This window comes from Peredibacter sp. HCB2-198, from assembly GCF_045999315.1.
Classification (GTDB): Bacteria; Bdellovibrionota; Bacteriovoracia; order Bacteriovoracales; family Bacteriovoracaceae; genus Peredibacter.
Window position 1 is genome coordinate 3,866,257 of the sequence record NZ_CP174607.1, and the last position, 17,070, is coordinate 3,883,326.

The 17,070-nt window shown below is 43.4% G+C and carries 17 protein-coding genes; 5 read left to right on the top strand and 12 right to left on the bottom strand.

All coding sequences use genetic code 11. From position 1 onward, the window contains the following. Positions 1 to 108 precede the first annotated feature (108 nt). Complete coding sequence (locus ACJVC5_RS19345) at positions 109 to 438, bottom strand: hypothetical protein (protein WP_408097194.1); 330 nt, start codon at positions 436 to 438, stop codon at positions 109 to 111. Positions 439 to 519: 81 nt separating this feature from the next. Here ACJVC5_RS19345 and ACJVC5_RS19350 point away from each other — a divergent pair, with 81 nt between their 5' ends. Further along, the gene (locus ACJVC5_RS19350; protein WP_408097195.1) at positions 520 to 1,467 is read left to right on the top strand and encodes a hypothetical protein; all 948 of its coding nucleotides are present in this window, start codon (positions 520 to 522) and stop codon (positions 1,465 to 1,467) included. On the opposite strand, the gene ACJVC5_RS19355 is transcribed toward ACJVC5_RS19350, so the two are convergent. Together ACJVC5_RS19355 and ppk1 are read right to left on the bottom strand one after the other, a co-directional pair. Next, positions 1,464 to 1,958, bottom strand: coding sequence for a SixA phosphatase family protein (locus tag ACJVC5_RS19355; protein WP_408097196.1), 495 nt, complete (start codon positions 1,956 to 1,958; stop codon positions 1,464 to 1,466). The genes ACJVC5_RS19350 and ACJVC5_RS19355 overlap by 4 nt on opposite strands. After that, positions 1,955 to 4,081, bottom strand: a complete 2,127-nt coding sequence (gene ppk1 / locus ACJVC5_RS19360; protein ID WP_408097197.1) for a polyphosphate kinase 1 — start codon at positions 4,079 to 4,081, stop codon at positions 1,955 to 1,957. The genes ACJVC5_RS19355 and ppk1 overlap by 4 nt, the downstream gene beginning before the upstream one ends. A gap of 222 nt (positions 4,082 to 4,303) precedes the next feature. Between ppk1 and ACJVC5_RS19365 the strand changes: the two genes are divergently transcribed. After that, complete coding sequence (locus ACJVC5_RS19365; RefSeq protein WP_408097198.1) at positions 4,304 to 5,431, top strand: hypothetical protein; 1,128 nt, start codon at positions 4,304 to 4,306, stop codon at positions 5,429 to 5,431. Between the two features lie 38 nt (positions 5,432 to 5,469). Here ACJVC5_RS19365 and ACJVC5_RS19370 read toward each other — a convergent pair whose 3' ends face one another. After that, entirely contained in the window at positions 5,470 to 6,390 is a 921-nt protein-coding gene (locus tag ACJVC5_RS19370; RefSeq protein ID WP_408097199.1) for a hypothetical protein, read from the bottom strand. Between the two features lie 410 nt (positions 6,391 to 6,800). On the opposite strand from ACJVC5_RS19370, the gene recJ reads away from it, so the two are divergent. Then, positions 6,801 to 8,510: a single-stranded-DNA-specific exonuclease RecJ gene (gene recJ / locus ACJVC5_RS19375; protein WP_408097200.1), complete on the top strand. Its 1,710-nt coding sequence runs from the start codon at positions 6,801 to 6,803 to the stop codon at positions 8,508 to 8,510. 58 nt (positions 8,511 to 8,568) lie between these two features. Here recJ and ACJVC5_RS19380 read toward each other — a convergent pair whose 3' ends face one another. From ACJVC5_RS19380 to ACJVC5_RS19410, 7 genes are all read right to left on the bottom strand, one after another. Further along, the gene (locus ACJVC5_RS19380) at positions 8,569 to 9,108 is read right to left on the bottom strand and encodes a peptidylprolyl isomerase (protein ID WP_408097201.1); all 540 of its coding nucleotides are present in this window, start codon (positions 9,106 to 9,108) and stop codon (positions 8,569 to 8,571) included. 12 nt (positions 9,109 to 9,120) lie between these two features. Continuing rightward, a complete protein-coding gene (locus ACJVC5_RS19385) occupies positions 9,121 to 9,849 on the bottom strand; it encodes a hypothetical protein (protein WP_408097202.1) in 729 nt (242 codons plus the stop codon). After that, entirely contained in the window at positions 9,809 to 11,089 is a 1,281-nt protein-coding gene (locus ACJVC5_RS19390; protein ID WP_408097203.1) for a hypothetical protein, read from the bottom strand. Before ACJVC5_RS19390 ends, ACJVC5_RS19385 begins: the two co-directional genes overlap by 41 nt. A gap of 62 nt (positions 11,090 to 11,151) precedes the next feature. Further along, the gene (locus tag ACJVC5_RS19395) at positions 11,152 to 11,616 is read right to left on the bottom strand and encodes a PilZ domain-containing protein (protein WP_408097204.1); all 465 of its coding nucleotides are present in this window, start codon (positions 11,614 to 11,616) and stop codon (positions 11,152 to 11,154) included. A gap of 62 nt (positions 11,617 to 11,678) precedes the next feature. Continuing rightward, positions 11,679 to 12,470, bottom strand: coding sequence for a glutamate racemase (gene murI, locus ACJVC5_RS19400; RefSeq protein WP_408097205.1), 792 nt, complete (start codon positions 12,468 to 12,470; stop codon positions 11,679 to 11,681). 1 nt (position 12,471) lies between these two features. Further along, positions 12,472 to 13,506 carry an NAD-dependent epimerase/dehydratase family protein gene (locus tag ACJVC5_RS19405; protein ID WP_408097206.1) on the bottom strand — a complete coding sequence of 345 codons (1,035 nt, stop codon included), beginning with the start codon at positions 13,504 to 13,506 and terminating at the stop codon, positions 12,472 to 12,474. Then, positions 13,503 to 14,882 carry an NAD-dependent epimerase/dehydratase family protein gene (locus ACJVC5_RS19410; RefSeq protein ID WP_408097207.1) on the bottom strand — a complete coding sequence of 460 codons (1,380 nt, stop codon included), beginning with the start codon at positions 14,880 to 14,882 and terminating at the stop codon, positions 13,503 to 13,505. Before ACJVC5_RS19410 ends, ACJVC5_RS19405 begins: the two co-directional genes overlap by 4 nt. A 74-nt stretch (positions 14,883 to 14,956) precedes the next feature. On the opposite strand from ACJVC5_RS19410, the gene ACJVC5_RS19415 reads away from it, so the two are divergent. Beyond that, positions 14,957 to 15,694, top strand: coding sequence for a hypothetical protein (locus tag ACJVC5_RS19415; protein WP_408097208.1), 738 nt, complete (start codon positions 14,957 to 14,959; stop codon positions 15,692 to 15,694). Here the strand turns inward: ACJVC5_RS19415 and ACJVC5_RS19420 are convergent. After that, positions 15,663 to 16,307, bottom strand: a complete 645-nt coding sequence (locus ACJVC5_RS19420; protein ID WP_408097209.1) for an HAD family hydrolase — start codon at positions 16,305 to 16,307, stop codon at positions 15,663 to 15,665. The two genes, ACJVC5_RS19415 and ACJVC5_RS19420, sit on opposite strands and share 32 nt — an antisense overlap. A gap of 74 nt (positions 16,308 to 16,381) precedes the next feature. Here ACJVC5_RS19420 and ACJVC5_RS19425 point away from each other — a divergent pair, with 74 nt between their 5' ends. Then, positions 16,382 to 16,987, top strand: coding sequence for a hypothetical protein (locus tag ACJVC5_RS19425; protein ID WP_408097210.1), 606 nt, complete (start codon positions 16,382 to 16,384; stop codon positions 16,985 to 16,987). Positions 16,988 to 17,070 lie beyond the last annotated feature (83 nt).

Sequence of the window (17,070 nt, forward strand, 5' to 3'; positions counted from 1 at the left end):
CCTTTAATGACTCGGGAATCAGATGCAGATTGAATGCCACTAAATTTTATGGAGTTTGGGGAGAAAATGCCCAAAAAAAGGGCCCTTATTCAAGGGCCCTGTAGATTTTTAACTCAGCTTTATCACTCTTCGGATTTCCACATCATTTGGGAACTTTAAATGCAGGAGCATTAATTTCTCCCGACCACGTCCAATTGATGTCTTCATCTTCTGAATCGTAAAACCCTGGTCTTCCTTGAGCTTATGGATAATGCTCGTGAGTTGCCCTTCGGAGCCCTCAAAATAAAGCGAATGAATTTTATTAGTTAGGTATTGAAAGAAGATCTCACTATCATCCATGCTGAGTGGAATGATTGATGTTCCGACACGCGGATTAACAACTTTTAAGGTTGGGCGCTTTACCAGTGAGTAACGCTCTAAGAGCTTTATCCATCTCATACACTTATTCCTCTGAACTTTATACAAGCTTAATAAGGTACCTTTGAGTTTTTTGCCAGAGTGTGTGTAATATTAACTTGTATGCCAAGCTACCTAAACAAAGTTCTGAACCAAGAAACGATCGCCGCCATTGATTTGGGCTCTAATGCTCTTAGGGCCATTATCGTGCGTAAGAATGGAAGTGCAGTTGAAGTCATTAAAAACTTCCGCGAACCTCTGCGCCTGGGAGAGGACGTTTTTAATACAGGTTTTATCTCTCCTGAGAAAATGGAACTCACTGAAGAGGCCTTCATTAAGCTTTTTCATGTGTTCGCTGAATATAATGTGACCGATACTCGTGCCATGGCCACTTCGGCGATGCGTGACTCTCGAAATGGTCCGGCCCTGGCAGAAAGAATTGCTCATACTACTGGGATTGAAATTCAAACCATCCGTGGAAATGAAGAGGCACGCCTGATCTTCGAGGCGGTCAGAGGTCAGGTGAACCTCAAAAAGAAGACCGCGGTTCTAATGGACATTGGCGGTGGAAGTACTGAACTTATTATCGTTAAGAATGAAGAATTAATCGCAGTAGAAAGTTTCAACGTCGGCACCGTTAGGCTTCTTCGCTATAACCAAGAAGACCTGGAAGAAGTGATCGCTGAGCAAATGGAAAAGATGCTCGCCTTTATTGCCACTCATTTAAAAAATAAAAAACCGGATCTTTTTATCGGCACAGGTGGAAACCTTCGTCGAATTGGAAAAATCAGAAAGAAAATGCTCGGTAAATCAACTTCCCAGCTTGCTCTCTTTAGTGAAATTTCTCACATGGAAGAGGCCATTCTTTCTATGAGTTATGTCGATCGCATTCGTCGTCTTGAGCTGGATCAAAACCGCGCAGATGTGATCCTTCCCGCAATCATGCTGACTCATCACTTGATGGAAAAATTAAAGCTTAAAGAAATTCACTTACCGAAGGTCGGACTCAAAGAAGGCATTATCCTTTCCATGCTACCGAAAACGCCCAAAAAATTTGTTCTGAAAGACTAGTCCGTCACCGTTCTTAGAAATTTTGGACTAATAAGAAGCTCCATAGTGAAGCCCTTCCACATGCCTCCTTCTAGAACACAGATCCCACCCTTCTTAATGGTCATGAAATCATGCTCAGGATGCAGGGCCAGGAGTGCAGCGATGACTTTGGTAATATGCGGATCGTGTCCCACAAAAACATAAGTGCCATCAGTGGGAAGAAATGAAATGTATTCCACCAGGTGACGTGGATCATCCAGAATGTCCAGGTCGGCCATCATTTCTAAATCAGATTCCTGATAATAACTCCAGAACAACTCAGCGGTCTGAATCGCACGGGCCAGTGGAGACGAAAAGATCACATCAATATTGTCCTGTACTTTTTTAAACTGCTTGAAGGTCTTATGCAGACGCTTAATTCCTTCATCGGTAAGTTCACGCTCAAAATCAGCGTCTTGATCAAAAGAAAAATGACCTTCAGCTAAACCATGACGAAGGAAGATCAGTCTCATGTGATGGCCTTTTCACGTTGGATTGTTTTATTCATAAGAAGAGTATGTGTTCCACGCTCTTCCTCTCCCTCCTGTGGAGTCTTCTGAGTATAAGTTCCATCAGGGTTTAGGACCCATGCCTGGCGATTATCATTCAGAATAATGTCCACAAACTCCCAAAGTTTTTCTTTGAGGCGTGGTTCATAAATGGGAGCGATTAACTCCACACGGTTGTGAAGATTTCTATGCATCCAGTCCGCTGAACCAATATAGAACTCTCCATCCATCACATTATCTGATCCATTAGCAAAATAGAAAACCCGCGAATGCTCAAGGAAACGACCAATAATAGAAATCACCTTGATGTTGTCAGACAGACCAGGCTGGCCCGGGCGAAGACAACAGAATCCTCTCACAATCAGAGTGATGTCCACCCCCATCTGACTTGCTTCATAGAGGGCCTCAGTAATAACTTCGTCCTCCATTGAGTTCATCTTGGCGATGATACGGGCAGGCTTCCCCGCTTTCTTATTCTTAATTTCCTGTTGGATCTTATTCATGAAGGTCGACTTCATGTTAATAGGTGCCACCAAGATCTCTTGATAATCAGTTTTAAGAGAACTACCTGTGAGGTAATTGAACACTTCCACCACTTCATCACAGATTTTTTTATTACAGGTAAGAAGTCCCAGATCCGTATAAAGGTTTGAGGTCTGCGAATGGTAGTTACCAGTTCCGATGTGAGCGTAGCTCATGATCTCACCATCGTGCTCCTGACGAATAATAAGGGCGGTCTTAGTGTGGGTCTTAAGTCCGAGAACTCCATACACCACATGAACACCAGCATCTTCAAGCTTCTGGGCCCAAACAATGTTTCGTTGTTCATCAAAACGCGCTTTAAGCTCCACCAGACACACCACCTGCTTACCCTTCTCAGCGGCCTTAATCAGTGAGCGAATAAAGGGCGAGTTATCGCCGGTACGATAAAGAGTCATTTTAATGGTAAGGACATTTGGATCATCGGCCGCATTGGCGATAAATTTTTCCACCGTGCCTGAGAAACTCTCATAAGGATGGTGAAGAAGAACATCTCCCTGACGAATCAAACTGAAGATATTGTTATTTTCAAAGAAGGCCTTCGGAATAATAGGTGCCCAGGGTTTAAATTTAAGCTCTGGCAGATCCAGATCAACAATTGATTTCAAAATCATGAAATCAATTGGGAAGTCCATGAGATAAATATCTTCATCCACGATCTCCAGCGAGTCTTTTAAGAAACTCGTCATGCTCGGATCGGTGTCCTTATGAATTTCAAGGCGCACACATTCAGCGAGACGTCTTTCTTTAATTCCTTCTTCCACCAGAATCAGAAGATCCTGTGCCTCATCTTCACGGTGATCAACATCAGCGTTACGTGAAACACGGAATGGAACTGTTTGCTGAATTTCCATTCCCGGATAAAGCATATGAAGGTTCGATCTCACAAGAGTCACCGTGGTCACGAAACGAAATTTCTTGTCCCCTTCCTGACGAGGAAGTTGAATGAGTCCAGGAATGACTTCCGGAATTTTCACACGAGAGAAGAGCACAGTTTCAGTTTGTGGATTCCTAAGAATCATCCCCAACGAATAAGACAGGTTTGAAATAAATGGAAAAGGGTGACCAGGGTCCACAGAAAGCGGAGTAAGAACCGGGAACATCTTTCGTTTGAAGTACCCATTCAGATATTCTTGATCTTCAATTCCAAGGTCATCAAAATCATAAATATAAATATCGTGACGTTGAAGTTCACCCACTAGCCCCACATAAATCCCACGCTGACGTTCCAGGTCTTCATTAATGTGACGACGAATATTGGCCAGTTGCTCTTCAGCAGTTTGGCCATCCACTGACCTGTGAGTAAAGCCGGATGAGATCTGGTGCTTCAGATAACCCACTCGCTTCATCACAAACTCATCCAGGTTAGATGAGAAGATGATAAGAAAACGCAGACGCTCTAATAGCGGGTTTCTTTTATCAGCGGCCTCTGCAAGTACGCGACGATTGAAGTGAAGCCACGAAATATCACGGTTCAAGAAGTGCGTAGGATCAACGTTAAAGTTAATCTTTTTAGGTTGGCGAGCGGCACTCCGGCGTTTACGCATAATTCTTCCAGTGTCTAAAGTTTAGGCAGTATTCAGAACCAGTGTGAAAATCTTAGTCGGTTCCCTTCTTTAATTTTCGAGGATAAAGGCACCCTTTGCAAGGAAATAACCTCCTGAAATTAGGGCACTTTTTGCCCATTTGGGTCATCCGGAAGCCGGTTTACGCCCTTTGGCATAGAACTTGGAGTATCTGGGGTAGATCAATAACTCTGAGGGGGGTTTATGAAACACTTTATTCGTTATTCAATGGCAGTTTTGCCTCTTTTAACATTACTCGCTATGTCTCCATCTGATATCCAGGTGAAGACTCAATCTAACTACAGAAGCATTGCCTCGGCACTGCCCGAAACCAAATCACTAGAAAAAGAACTACCTAAATTAAGCGAAGGAAAGTTCCTACCTAAGGGCAACTTTCCAATGCCTAAACATAAGCTCGATGGCCAACCTTTGATCGCCGATGCTGCAAAACCGACTCTTGCAGAAAAGAAAGATGATAAAAAAACGGAAGAAGTAAAACCTGAAGACAAGAAGGAAGAGAAGCCTGTTGTCGCTGAAGAAAAGAAAGATGATAAAAAATCAGAAGAAGTAAAACCTGAAGACAAGAAGGAAGAGAGGCCTGTTGTCGCTGATTGCGAAGAGAAAAAACCTGAGGACAAGCAAGAAGATAAGCCACTTGAGCATCCTCTAATCAAACAAGCTCTTGAAGCTGGCGAGAAACCGGTCGTTGCTGATTGTAAAATCAAAGACGAGAAGAAACCTGAAGAGAAAAAAGAAGAAACCAAGAAAGAAGAACAGATCGTTGTAAAAGACGATAAGAAGCCAGAAGACAAAAAAGAAGAAGATAAAAAAGAGAAAGCAGAAGTTTGTGAGCAAGACGAGAAAGTTCAGACCCTGACAAAACAGGTAGAACAACTTCTTGCTGATCAAAAGCAAATCATGCAAACCATGATGAGCATGACTCAGGCGATGATGACCATGATTTCTCAACAACAGAATCAGAATCCATGGGCGCCTTATATGAACTCAATGGGTATGCAATCTCCGTATCAGTATCAGCAACCAATGACTGCTGGTAACTGGGTATACTACCCACAAGGTTTCCAACCTAATCAGATCAACATCTTTGCTCAGCCGCAAATGCAAGGGCAGCAACCGATGCAACAACTAGGTGGAATCTATCCAGACCAAATGCATACACAACAATCAAGTAGCTGGGGCCTACAACCACAGTATAACTTTGGCCAAGCTATGCCGATGCAAATGCAACCTTCGGCCGGCACATTTGGAACTGATGGGATCGGATTCAACATGTCCCCTATCACTTCTCCATCTGTATCAATGATGAGATAAAAAAAGAACGATCAAGGCCACTCGCAAGGGTGGCCTTTTTATTTTCCAGAGATGAAGGCCCTACGAATTTTCTGACCACATTCAATTGAAGTTAAATAAGCATCTGAAGTCTGACTCTTTCTTCCAATGACTCCATAAATGCCATTGGTCTGATCAATCCAAGGATAAAAACCAAGTTTGCCTGGACTACTCAAAGTTCCATCTGTCTCGACCCAGTGGCCATAAGAATATTTCCAACCTTTGGGGGCCGGAGAACTTACTGCCTCTGTTGGACAAAGTTCTGGAGTGGTACAAATGCTATTTGTTCCAAGTAGTGCTGAGATCTTGAGTTTACGATTCATGAGATTTCTAAGAAAAAAACCATAGTCCTGAGACGAAGTACTATAACCACCGGCCGGTTGAGGGGCCTCAAATTTACCATGAATGCCAACAAGTGAATTGATCTCAGTTGTCAGTTCGGCATTTCCAAAATCTCCCAGACCCATCGTTACCGCGAGCTTTTGCATATGACCTCCGCCATAAGCAAACTTGCCAACGGAACTAAGAGTTCTTTCTCCATTTTGTCCAGAATTTAAGCAACCCTCGACAGTGGAAAAAGATAAACAGGCAGTGAATTTATCGTAACCAGATAAAAATCTAAGATGATTCTTCTCGCTAACAGAAAGTTGTCCTTCCCTTTTCTCCACAACATAAGCAGAAAAAATAAGCTTCGAAGCAGAAGCAATTTCCATTGGGGTCTTTGCCGAAGGGGCCGCGATACCACTTTGTCCTGAAACCAATGCAGATAATTGATCACCGATCTCCCAATAGAAAGGTCGAATCGCAATACAACTTGGATCAGTATTGGCCGTTCTTTTAGCTGCATTTACTTGTTCAGATAATGTGGCAGACAAAGAATTAAAACTTATGAGACCTAACAGAAAGAACATCTTCATATAGACTTGTACCCTATTTTCCATAGTGATCCTATCGCAACCTTTCTAAACTTAAATTAGGAATATCTGGCCGGTTCAATGTCCGAGTGAAACGCTTTTACCATAAAGAAATATTTTGCCTACCCGAAGAGACTTTAGAGCACCCAACCTGCAGGGAAAATATGAAAGAACTACGAGCTAAAACTAAAGAAAAACTACTTATACGTGTATGCCATTCTTGCCTCAAGCTAAACGAATCTCATCGTGAGCTAGAACGCTGTCAGCACTGCAGCAAATCTTTCCTACCCCTACGCTATTTCGATAAGATCCACCAGGAAAGAGACGCAAAATGGGAGAATCACTTCTCTATGAGCGACACTCTGGAGGATGAAGATCTTATCAAAGGACTCTTTGTTTTGTGGTGAAAGCGAGAGGCACTATGTTAGTTTCTAAGAATGGAATTAACAGCACAGGCCCCTACTGAACTTAACCCAGTTATTGTTCGTCTTTTCAAAAAACGTGGTTTCTCTCCTCTAGAAGTTCAGGACATGTTGTCCTGGAACTTAAAAGACATCCCAGAACTTACAAACATGATTGATCTTGAGAAGGCCTCAAAACGCCTGATTCAAGCTATTTCTGAAAATGAGACCATTGGAATCTATGGAGATTACGACGTAGACGGCACAACTTCCTGCGCTCTTCTCTGGCACTTCTTCAAAATGATTGGGGTAACCACTGAAGTTTTCCAACCGAGCCGCTTTGTTGAAGGCTATGGCGTTCATAATTCTTCAATTGATGCCGCTGTTGAAAAGAACGTAAAAGTTCTCATCACTGTGGACTGCGGAATTACAAATGTGGCCACCGCTGAATACGCTAAAGGCAAATTAGACCTGATCATCACTGATCATCACCGAGATGCGGCCCCGACCATTCCAGAGGCCTATGCAGTAGTGAATCCAAGTCGTCGTGATGAACCAGAAAACTCTCCCCTAAAGCCTCTGGCCGGTGTGGGTGTTGCTTTTGCGCTTGCTCTTCAAATTAAAAATGATCTCGCGAAACTTGGAAAAGAAACTCCATCGCTTTATCCATTACTTCAGTTTGTGGCGATCGGAACCATTTCCGATCTTGCTCGTATGAGTCCTCTTAACTTGAGACTAACCCGTCACGGATTAAAACAAATACCGACGTCTGGGTACCCAGGCATCAAGGCCTTCTTTCAACCGGAAGAACTCAAAGTTCCGATGATCGCCAGTGAAAAGATTTCTTTTCACGTGGGCCCGCATATTAACTCTAAGGGACGCCTTGATCATCCTGATCGCGCTCTAAAACTTTTAATCGCCGATACATTTGCTGAATGTCGTGAGCACTACACTCACCTTGAAGTTGCTAACCGTGATCGTCGCATGATTCAGGCGGAAGTTTTTGATGAGGCCAAACAGGACGTTATCAAATCTTTGAATGGCCAGGATCTTCTCATCAACATTATGTACCGGCCCCACTGGCACGAAGGTGTGATTGGGATTGTGGCCTCAAAGCTGGTTGAGACTTTTGAAGTTCCGGCGATTGTATTTACCAATGCTGAAGAAGAAGGTGTGATTAAAGCGAGCTGCCGTTCAGCAGGTGAACTTAATATCTTTGAACTTCTCGATCAGTGTAAAGACCTCTTCATTAAGTTCGGGGGCCACAAAGCGGCCGCTGGACTATCCATGCATAAAGAAAACTTTCATGAGTTTAAGAGACGCATGAACGAGCTCTTAAAACCAATTCCAGCAAGTCTTCGCACGAAGACCAAGACCTTTGACGTAGAAGTGGGAATTGAAGAAATTAGCTCTCACCTACTGAAAGATCTGGATAAGCTTGAACCATTCGGTCCGGGCCACGAAAAGCCCGTGTTCCGCATGAAGAACGCGATCATTCAATCTTACCGAATCATGAAAGACGCTCACGTACGTTGGACCTTCACAGGAACGAATTCAAAAGTGTCTGTACAAGGGATTAGCTTCAATTATCTTGGTAAGTGGAACGAGATGACTCCGGAAGAACTTTTTGAGCTTCAAGGTAAGTCAGGTCTGACTGTTCAATTTACTCTGGGAGTGAACCGCTTTAACGGCAATGAGACGATTCAGCTGATGGTTGAGAGAGTGATGCCGGGACAAATTAACTAGGTAAGTTTTGACATCTTAAGGTTAACTACGGCGCCGTAGTCAACCTTAAGAAAGTGAATTATGAACGCTTAATCGTTACAGATTCCATCACAACATCCGTACGCGGACGATCCATCATACCAGTTGGAGTGTCCCCGATCTTCTTCACAACATCCATTCCACGAATCACTTTACCGAATACAGTGTGACGGCCATCAAGGTGTGGAGTTGGGCCTAGAGTGATGAAGAACTGAGAACCGTTAGTTCCTGGGCCAGCATTGGCCATAGAAAGAACGCCTTCAGAATCGTGACGACGGTTAGCTTTGAACTCGTCACCGAAACGGTAACCAGGACCGCCGCGACCAGAACCTTCCGGACATCCACCTTGAATCATGAATCCGCGAATCACACGGTGGAAGATTAGACCATCGTAGAAGTTGCCTTCTTTATTTGTCTTCTGTCTGCCTTCAGCAAGGTTCACAAAGTTCCATACTGTTTCAGGGGCATCTTTGTGGAAAAGTTCGATTTCGAACTCGCCCATAGAAGTTTTGAAAACAGCTGATAGACCGTTAACATCTTCTTTGTAGTTTGATTTCTCTTGTTTCATCATTCCGAACATATTGACTCCTTCTTAAAGAACGATTTCTGTAGGTAAAATAATTTCGTTAGGGATAAGGAACTTTACTTTCACATTATCACCCATAAGTTTTTTAATTTCGACACGAAGGCCTGGCTTCATGGAAAGATCTGAAGAGTAAGGATTCAGCCACTCAGCAGTCAGTGAATGAAAGCCCACTTGATCAAGATCGTTTTCCACTAACCATTGATTCAAATCTTGCTTTGATAAACAAGAAGAGAAGATCACTGGAAGTCTTTCATCAAATCGACTGGTCTGTGCCATCTGCTTAATCTGATCCACTTTATTTGAGGCAATATAACCATCCAGCCAGATCACTTCCACTTCACGCACACCATTGGGGATCTTGAAGTGCTTCACTCCTCCACGAACCTGTTCAAGCGTGTTGGAAAAGAACGCGGCCTCTTCCACTGGCTTCACAAAACGAACGGCGGTAGAACGAAAATATGACTCCAGACGCTCATTATACTGGGCCTGAAGCTCCACCAATTCCGGATACTTTAACTGATAAGTCGCAGACAATTTCCCAAAATCCAAATACTGGAAGTTGTGCTTTTTAAAACACTGCCCAGATGCAGAAGTATTGGCCCACGTTGGAAGCTCAGGCAGAAAAAACTGCTCTAGCCCCGAAGTCCTGTAAGGAGCATCATCAACGTCCTGGCGAACAGGTCCATTAGTACAACTAATGAGAATCAGCAGGAGAGAAAAGCTTAAAAATTTCATCTTCAATACCTTTTACTTTTTCTAGATCGCTGATCCAGGAGTCTCTGACATTTGGTCGAGACGGCGTTAAAGCAAAGTAGCCTTGCTCATTCGGATCAAGCTGAATGAAGGACAGGTCCTTCTTGCCATGAGAGACCAAAATATGATCCACACCAATGGTTTTTAGGTCCTGATAATTATTTTCAGGATGCTTTTTTCCATGACGGAATTCCGGACGCTCAAGAGTCAGGAACATTCTTTTCTTATCAATTAGTTCATCAATGGCAGAAACGTTGTGGCCTGAAAAATAAACCAAACGAGGAATTGGTTCCGCGGGCTTTGGAATTTTCACCTGAACAAAATCATCCAGCTGTTGCCACTCATGAAGTTTCTTCGTGAAGACATCAATCTCTTTTTGGAATTCATCATCAATGTACTTAAAGAGATTAGTGAGTTTCTCGGCCGTCATGGGATGAGCAACTTTCATATACTGAGAGAACGGTTCCTCTTCAGTCGTCACGATAAAGAGACGTGAACGAGTTTCTTTCAACCACTCTTCAAGGTGAAGAAGCATCTCTGCCGCTAAAGAATCAGAACCAATCAGGGCCAGCTCACGAAGATCTGGATTTGGTTTAAAGCTCGATGCGTTTGCAAGTGCCGCGAGAGCATAGCTCGCCTTATCTGTCGGGCGACTCTCCCCTAAAGCACGACCAGAGGCCGCAGCGGAAGATTTTCCAAGGTCACTTCTCAGATCTAAAACCAGATCATAGTCCTGATACATTTCAATCGAGCTTGCCAGAGAGTTCACAAACTCTTCTGTGAGGCGCTGATAAGTTTCAGGGTTGGTTTCTCTCTGCTCTTCAATGAAGTCCTTAGGATTTACCTTAAAGATCACACGGAAAAGATCCAAGAAACGGGAACGCCCTTCAATTTTCTCACCTGGAGCAAGGAAACGTTTGGTGACTGAAATCACTTCATCAGTTTTCAATTCCTGATGGGCCCTTAAATAAGTCATTAATGGGGCCGCATAGTTTTCGGTCCACTCTTTCCAACTAAAGTTTGAAGGAGCATAGGTTCGGCCAATTTCTTTCAATACACCCAGACCCAGATCACTGGTGAAGTGCATGTTCGGAAGATTTGCCGATGTAAAATGTTCGAGATTATCTTGGTCTACATACCAAGTAAGTGCCGCTCCATGGAGATGAAATCTCAATGCAGTTTCAAGTGCGAGCGGAGAATGGCCAATGATAGCTAGCTTCATAATAAAAAAGACCTCCAAAGGAGGTCTTGATCATAACAAAAACTGTTTAAAAAAGCTTGAATTTAAAGGAAGAAGACCTTGCTCTCGCCTTTATCAATGCACGAGAACTCAGCGTACTGGTAAATGAAGTCGATAAAGTGAGAAACTGCCTTGAAACTTGGAAGAGATGTGTCGAATTCTCCCCCTAAACGTAACCATGCATCACCGTCTTTATCCACATATTCAGAAGCGTGTCGAACTGTTACCACCGCTGGGAGGTACGAACCTTTTGTGAAATACAGCTTTAGAGTCACCTCTGTGCCAGACTTAAATTGGTTTTTGGCCTTAAGACTGAATGGAAGTTGGAACTGACAACCATCTTTCGAAATATCCACAAGCTTAATGGGAAAGTTCGAACCTTGATCATCTACCACTGTATATACGCCCAGGAACTCCTGGAAAACCACACGTTCAAACGTACGGCGCTTCTGCTCGATTGATTGCTTTCTTTTCTCGTTAAAATCTACAACTTTTTTATCATCAGACATGGGTTCTCCCTTGAACTCTTTCAAATGACTTATCGGAGTTAAGGGAGGGATTATTAGGAAAATTAAAGAACTACTTTTTCCAGGGGTCCAATGGGCTCAGGATGCATTAAAACGCGGGCCAAGCGCTCGAAATGATCAGTCAGGTCCGTAATACAAATGCGAATTTGTCGGGTACCAACGTCTCTTTCAAGCACTTTTTGTTGATAGAGATTTTCCAACTGCTGGGCCAGAACTTCGCCACTTTCCACCAGATGAACCTCGTCTCCTAGGACCTTGCGAAGATCAGGCTTTAGTACCGGATAATGAGTACAACCCAAAATGACGGTTTTGATTTCTTCTTTTTTGATCTCGTGCAGATATCTTTCGGCCACCAATTGAGTAACCGGATCATGCACCCATCCCTCTTCCACTAATGGAACCAGAAGTGGACAGGCCTGTTCATAAACTTCTGCAGCAGAGTCCAAACGCTTTAACGTTTCTAAATAAGCATGAGAACGAACTGTGGCCGATGTTCCAAGGACCGCAATTTTTTTGTCCTCTGAAACTTTTAAGGCCGCAGCTGAACCAGGTTCAATCACATTTAAAAGTGGAATACCTTCAAATTCATTCTCACCTAAGAACACCGTTGAGGCGGAGTTACAGGCAATGATGAGGGCCTTTACATTCTGGTCTTTCAAGAACTTCAGGATTTGCATCCCGTAGCGACGAATGGTTTCAGGAGATTTATTTCCGTAAGGAAGTCTCGCGATGTCACCTAAGTAACAAAAAGACTCATTTGGAAAACGAGTTGAGAGTTCTTTTAAAACCGTGAGGCCTCCAAGGCCAGAATCAAAAATACCAATAGATTTCGTCATATCATTTTCTCGAAAGAATATCTTTTATCTTTCCTACTCGTTCCAAGTTCCGAAGTAGCTCAGGAGTAAGAAGTCCCGATTGAGTTAAGATCTTATCTGAGAGGAGCATCTTCAGGAAATCTTTTTCCCATATTGGGGCATAATATGTCTTTGAACTCGCGCGGGCAATATCCATGGCGACCCGTAGCTCTTTTGGTTTGATCTCAGGGAAGGCCTTCTGGGCCCGATCGTTGGTAACAACTGTAGCGTGCTCGAGACTTTCAGTAAGTTTTCTGCCGATTTGAGAATGCTCAGGAATGGCGTAATCCAAGGCCTTCATCAAGACTTTTACATCGACTTCCGGAAGTTTTATCACCCGACGATTTAGCCCCGCGAGTTCCGCATAAAGATCAATCAGCTCTCCATAAGTCATAACATCCGGTCCACCAATCTCGAAAATCTGGTGCCCCTCATTCGGTAGATCCAAAGCGGCCACGAGATAATCCAAAAGATCGCTCAAGGCCAGCGGTTGAGAGGGATGATTCAAAAGAGAGAGTTCAGGCCTAAACGGAAAACGTTCTGCCATGGCCTTGATGATTTCAAACGAGAGTGACCCCTCACCTAAAATAATACTCGCTCGAAACTCAATCATGGAAAGTCCACTCGCTCCTAAGATCGCACCTGTAAGATGACGACTTCGAAGATGGGGAGAAAGATTATCTTTAGTTGGACCAAGACCTCCCAGATAAATCACACCTGCTTCTGTTGGACGAAGCCAATTGATGAAATTTACCGCGGCCAGTGATTCTTCATATTCAAAAAAACGCTCCTCACTTTGAAGACCATGAACCAGGTAATAGGCTCGATCAATATTTTTAAGAACAGAAAGCGTCTCTGGTTTTAGGAGATCTCCTTCAAGCCATTTAATTTTGTCATGATGTTTTTTTATTTTATGTTTGTTTCTTACTAATGCAGAAACGTGATGACCTTCTTCAAGAAGTCTCTCTATAAGAGCTGTTCCCACAAAACCATTCGCACCAGTCACAAGTACTTTCATGCTTCAACCTTTTTGCTCGAGATCACATGCCATTTTAAATGCTCGCTAAAGGCATACATCACCATCAAATGCACAATAGCTTGAGTGTAACGATAAATATACCAAGGCAGGGCCGGTCTGAATTCATGAAGAGCGGCCATGACATAACGACGATTTAAAACTTCACGAAACTCCAGGCGTCCTCGATCTTGAATTCCTGAAAGAAGACCACCCACCACATAGAGAAGTTGCCTGTCACTTGAACTACGCTCAAGGCTTCTCTCGAGAATAAGAATCTTGATCGAAGGATGAAAGAAGTAAAATGTACAGCGCTCCCCTTCCAATAAAACTTTGATCAGTGTTGAGAAAAAAGTTGGAAGCCAAATAAAGTACTCGCTCGCCACCCATTCCGCGTTTCTTCCAGGAGGAAGAACCAGCCTTTGAATAGAACGAACATCTCTTTCTACCGGACGGTAACCTTTAAATTCACTTCTCTTGGTAGTGGCGAGGGCCGACTGAAGGGCCTCATCCAGTGTTGTCTGCAGATCTTCTTTATAGGGCCAACTCTGCAAGGGATTAGGGAGCATTTCATGACGAAGACTCAAGACCAGTGGATAAACTAAGTTCTTAGGAACTCTTGTTATCAGAGTGACCCAAAAACGTGAGAGTGCTAGAGGAATAATATTTAACGTGAAGACCTTGGTGCTTTTCCGAATGATCTTCGCCGTACGAACAATGAGATCCTGATAGGTCACTCTCTCAGGTCCCGCCACATCAAAAATTTGTCCTTGAACTTTTTCATCAGTCAGACACTTTTGGAGAACTCCCACGACGTCCTGAAGACTCACAGGCTGTGAGCGCGTCTTGGTCCAAGTCGGACACACCATGATGGGAAGCCTTTCAACCAGTCTTTCCAAAATCGTAAATGATGAACCATTGGATCCAATAATGAGACCCGCGCGAAGAACAGTGGTTTTAACTTTTGATTCACGAAGCGTGGTCTCAACTTCCAGACGACTTCTTAAATGCCAAGAGAGCTCTTCACCTTCCGGAATCATGCCGCCCAGATAGATGATGTGTTTTAGCTTATGAAGTCGCGCGGCCCGGATAAAATTGTCCGCCATGATAAGATCAAAATCATAGAAAGTTCCTTGAGATAAGGAAGCTGAAGGCAACATGGAATGAACCAGATAATAGGCGCTCTCGCATCCTTCCATGGATTCAGTAATATCTTTTAAGGAAAAGAGATCACATCTCTTCCACTGTAGACGCGGATGATGGGACTCACGGACTCCTCGAGAGAGTCCTATAATCTCAATGTCTTCTGATTCTAGTAGCCGGTCTATTAACGCACGTCCAATAAATCCACTGGCACCTGCGATAAGGATTTTTCTCATACAAATCCCTGTGAATGTTTTTACGAGTGTAGCATAATGTCCCTATGATCTTAATGAGAATCTTACCAGGGGTTTTGAAAGAGTTAGCTAAACACGTTCCTACCGTGCTTTTTCAAACCGTTGAGTGGAACGAACTTGCTCACGAGCTGCCCAAAATCTCCCGACGCATAATTCAAAAAGAAGGCTATACAGAGCTACTTGCAAAGCAGAAAGAGCTGCTGGCGCCTCTCGGTATTTATCTGAAGGAAGAACCGATCTCTGGAACACTGACAATGAACAAAGCGTCCGGTGAAAAGCTGCTGACCCTTTATTTCGCCCAGCTTTTTTCGAAAGACGGATTCTTTTTAGATATTCGCTCCAATCACTTTAAATCCGATGAAGATAAACTCATCTGGCATCCTTCTCCCCTTTGGACCAAGTTTGATGAGAGATTCAGACAAGGGGTGCTTAAAGTTTACGATGGCTTTTATACTGACAAAAACGATGTGTACTTTGAGGGCCTTGAGATGATTGGCCTCATCCAGCCTGACTGGTCAGATGAAGACAAAAATAAACTGGCCGAACTTTTCCGTTCCCAATTTGGTTCTGCTTTAACTGAGGAAATGTATTTTGATTTGGATCACTTCAAAACATCCATCATCAAACTTTCAGACTTTATGCTGAAGAAGAAAGTAAAAATCCCAAAGGACTTTCTGTACCTTGGCATTTATCTGGTCACTCTTTATTCAAGTCTTGAAGAGACCCATGCCAAGCTTCCAGTAAGAGACATTTACCTTAAGGTCAGAGAGCAAGAAGACTTTTCGCCTCAGTAAAATCATGAATGATAAGATCAGTCTTCGCTTCTAGTTCATAGGCCTCGTGTGACGTGGCCACACCAACAATCGTGCATCCTGCCCTCTCACCCGACTCAAGGCCAGCAAGAGAATCTTCAAAGACCACGCAGTCCTTCGGCTCAAGACCCAGCTTCGCACAACAAAGCTGGTAAACTTCCGGATCCGGTTTTCCTTTCTTCACATGAGTTCCATCAACGATGACATCAAAGTACTGACGAAGCTTTAAAGGATCTAAAATGAAATCCACATTCCCTGGAGGAGCAGAAGTTCCCAGTGCGATTTTGATTCGATGTCTTTTGAGGAGCTCTAGAAAATCAATCAGACCCTTGTGGGCCTTCATATCAGGAGCATAGATCTCCTTATACATCCCCTCTTTTTCATCCGCATACCGCTTCATCTCTTCCGTCGTCGGATTTCCGAAGATCATGGGAAAAAGATCAGCATTGGTTTTACCGTTAAACTTATCGCGATAAATTTGTTCGTTGAGCTCGAACTTATACTTCTTCGCAAAATCCATCCAGGCCTTGAAGTGGTATTCATGATTATCCACCACCACGCCATCCATATCGAAAATAACACCTTTAAATTTCATGGGCCCATCATATATCTTTTCAGTGGCTTAAGCTAGGACTCAAGAAAAACCATCGAGTATCCGACAAGTGCACTATGATTAAACTATTGATGGCACTTTCCCTCATGTCCTTGAGCACTCCCACTATGGCGGAGGCCTGCTGGCACTTGTACCAAACAAAGGCCGATCAGATTGAGAAAAAGGATGGATATGAGACCTATGTAGGTGGGCAACTCTTTGTCATCCACGGGCAACTTGGTTACGATCCAGGTATCAAAGTTCCTGCGAGAATTGATAACTGGGCACGGGACTTTGTTGATGCCATTAAATGGGGTCCCTATTCCATTTCTTTTAGCTCTGACGATCCTCGTGAAGAGTGGTTAGAAACTCTCTATAAATCTATCAAAAAAGAGTGTCCAACCTCTTCAGAAAAAGACTATGAGTCTCTGCGTGCTATGATGAAAGAACTCATGGATGATGGTTCCTTATGTCCTCAAAATAAAATTTTTGAACCTAAACTTCTTGGTGGAAAAAAAGAATTTAAAAAGGTCCTGTCCGAGGCCGTTCGTGACCACCGATTTCCTCAATACTGTAAACATGATGCCGTGGCCGACGATGGACGAGAGCCTTCAGACAAAGCTGGAAGAAGTCCTTCCGTCATCGAAAGAACTCCTTTAAGAAACAGGGCAACTCAACAATAGAGCCGACAGTCATTGCAGTTTTCATCTTAAGATTAAGCTAACGCGATCAAGAAAAATTAAAATTGAGTAGCAATTGAGAGGCA

Excerpts from the sequence above, each read along its gene's own strand:
- ACJVC5_RS19345 (WP_408097194.1), bottom strand. The coding sequence starts at position 438 with ATGAGATGGATAAAGCTCTTAGAGCGTTACTCACTGGTAAAGCGCCCA.
- ACJVC5_RS19350 (WP_408097195.1), top strand. The coding sequence starts at position 520 with ATGCCAAGCTACCTAAACAAAGTTCTGAACCAAGAAACGATCGCCGCC.
- ACJVC5_RS19355 (WP_408097196.1), bottom strand. The coding sequence starts at position 1,958 with ATGAGACTGATCTTCCTTCGTCATGGTTTAGCTGAAGGTCATTTTTCT.
- ppk1 (WP_408097197.1), bottom strand. The coding sequence starts at position 4,081 with ATGCGTAAACGCCGGAGTGCCGCTCGCCAACCTAAAAAGATTAACTTT.
- ACJVC5_RS19365 (WP_408097198.1), top strand. The coding sequence starts at position 4,304 with ATGAAACACTTTATTCGTTATTCAATGGCAGTTTTGCCTCTTTTAACA.
- ACJVC5_RS19370 (WP_408097199.1), bottom strand. The coding sequence starts at position 6,390 with ATGGAAAATAGGGTACAAGTCTATATGAAGATGTTCTTTCTGTTAGGT.
- recJ (WP_408097200.1), top strand. The coding sequence starts at position 6,801 with ATGGAATTAACAGCACAGGCCCCTACTGAACTTAACCCAGTTATTGTT.
- ACJVC5_RS19380 (WP_408097201.1), bottom strand. The coding sequence starts at position 9,108 with ATGTTCGGAATGATGAAACAAGAGAAATCAAACTACAAAGAAGATGTT.
- ACJVC5_RS19385 (WP_408097202.1), bottom strand. The coding sequence starts at position 9,849 with ATGAAATTTTTAAGCTTTTCTCTCCTGCTGATTCTCATTAGTTGTACT.
- ACJVC5_RS19390 (WP_408097203.1), bottom strand. The coding sequence starts at position 11,089 with ATGAAGCTAGCTATCATTGGCCATTCTCCGCTCGCACTTGAAACTGCA.
- ACJVC5_RS19395 (WP_408097204.1), bottom strand. The coding sequence starts at position 11,616 with ATGTCTGATGATAAAAAAGTTGTAGATTTTAACGAGAAAAGAAAGCAA.
- murI (WP_408097205.1), bottom strand. The coding sequence starts at position 12,470 with ATGACGAAATCTATTGGTATTTTTGATTCTGGCCTTGGAGGCCTCACG.
- ACJVC5_RS19405 (WP_408097206.1), bottom strand. The coding sequence starts at position 13,506 with ATGAAAGTACTTGTGACTGGTGCGAATGGTTTTGTGGGAACAGCTCTT.
- ACJVC5_RS19410 (WP_408097207.1), bottom strand. The coding sequence starts at position 14,882 with ATGAGAAAAATCCTTATCGCAGGTGCCAGTGGATTTATTGGACGTGCG.
- ACJVC5_RS19420 (WP_408097209.1), bottom strand. The coding sequence starts at position 16,307 with ATGAAATTTAAAGGTGTTATTTTCGATATGGATGGCGTGGTGGTGGAT.
- ACJVC5_RS19425 (WP_408097210.1), top strand. The coding sequence starts at position 16,382 with ATGATTAAACTATTGATGGCACTTTCCCTCATGTCCTTGAGCACTCCC.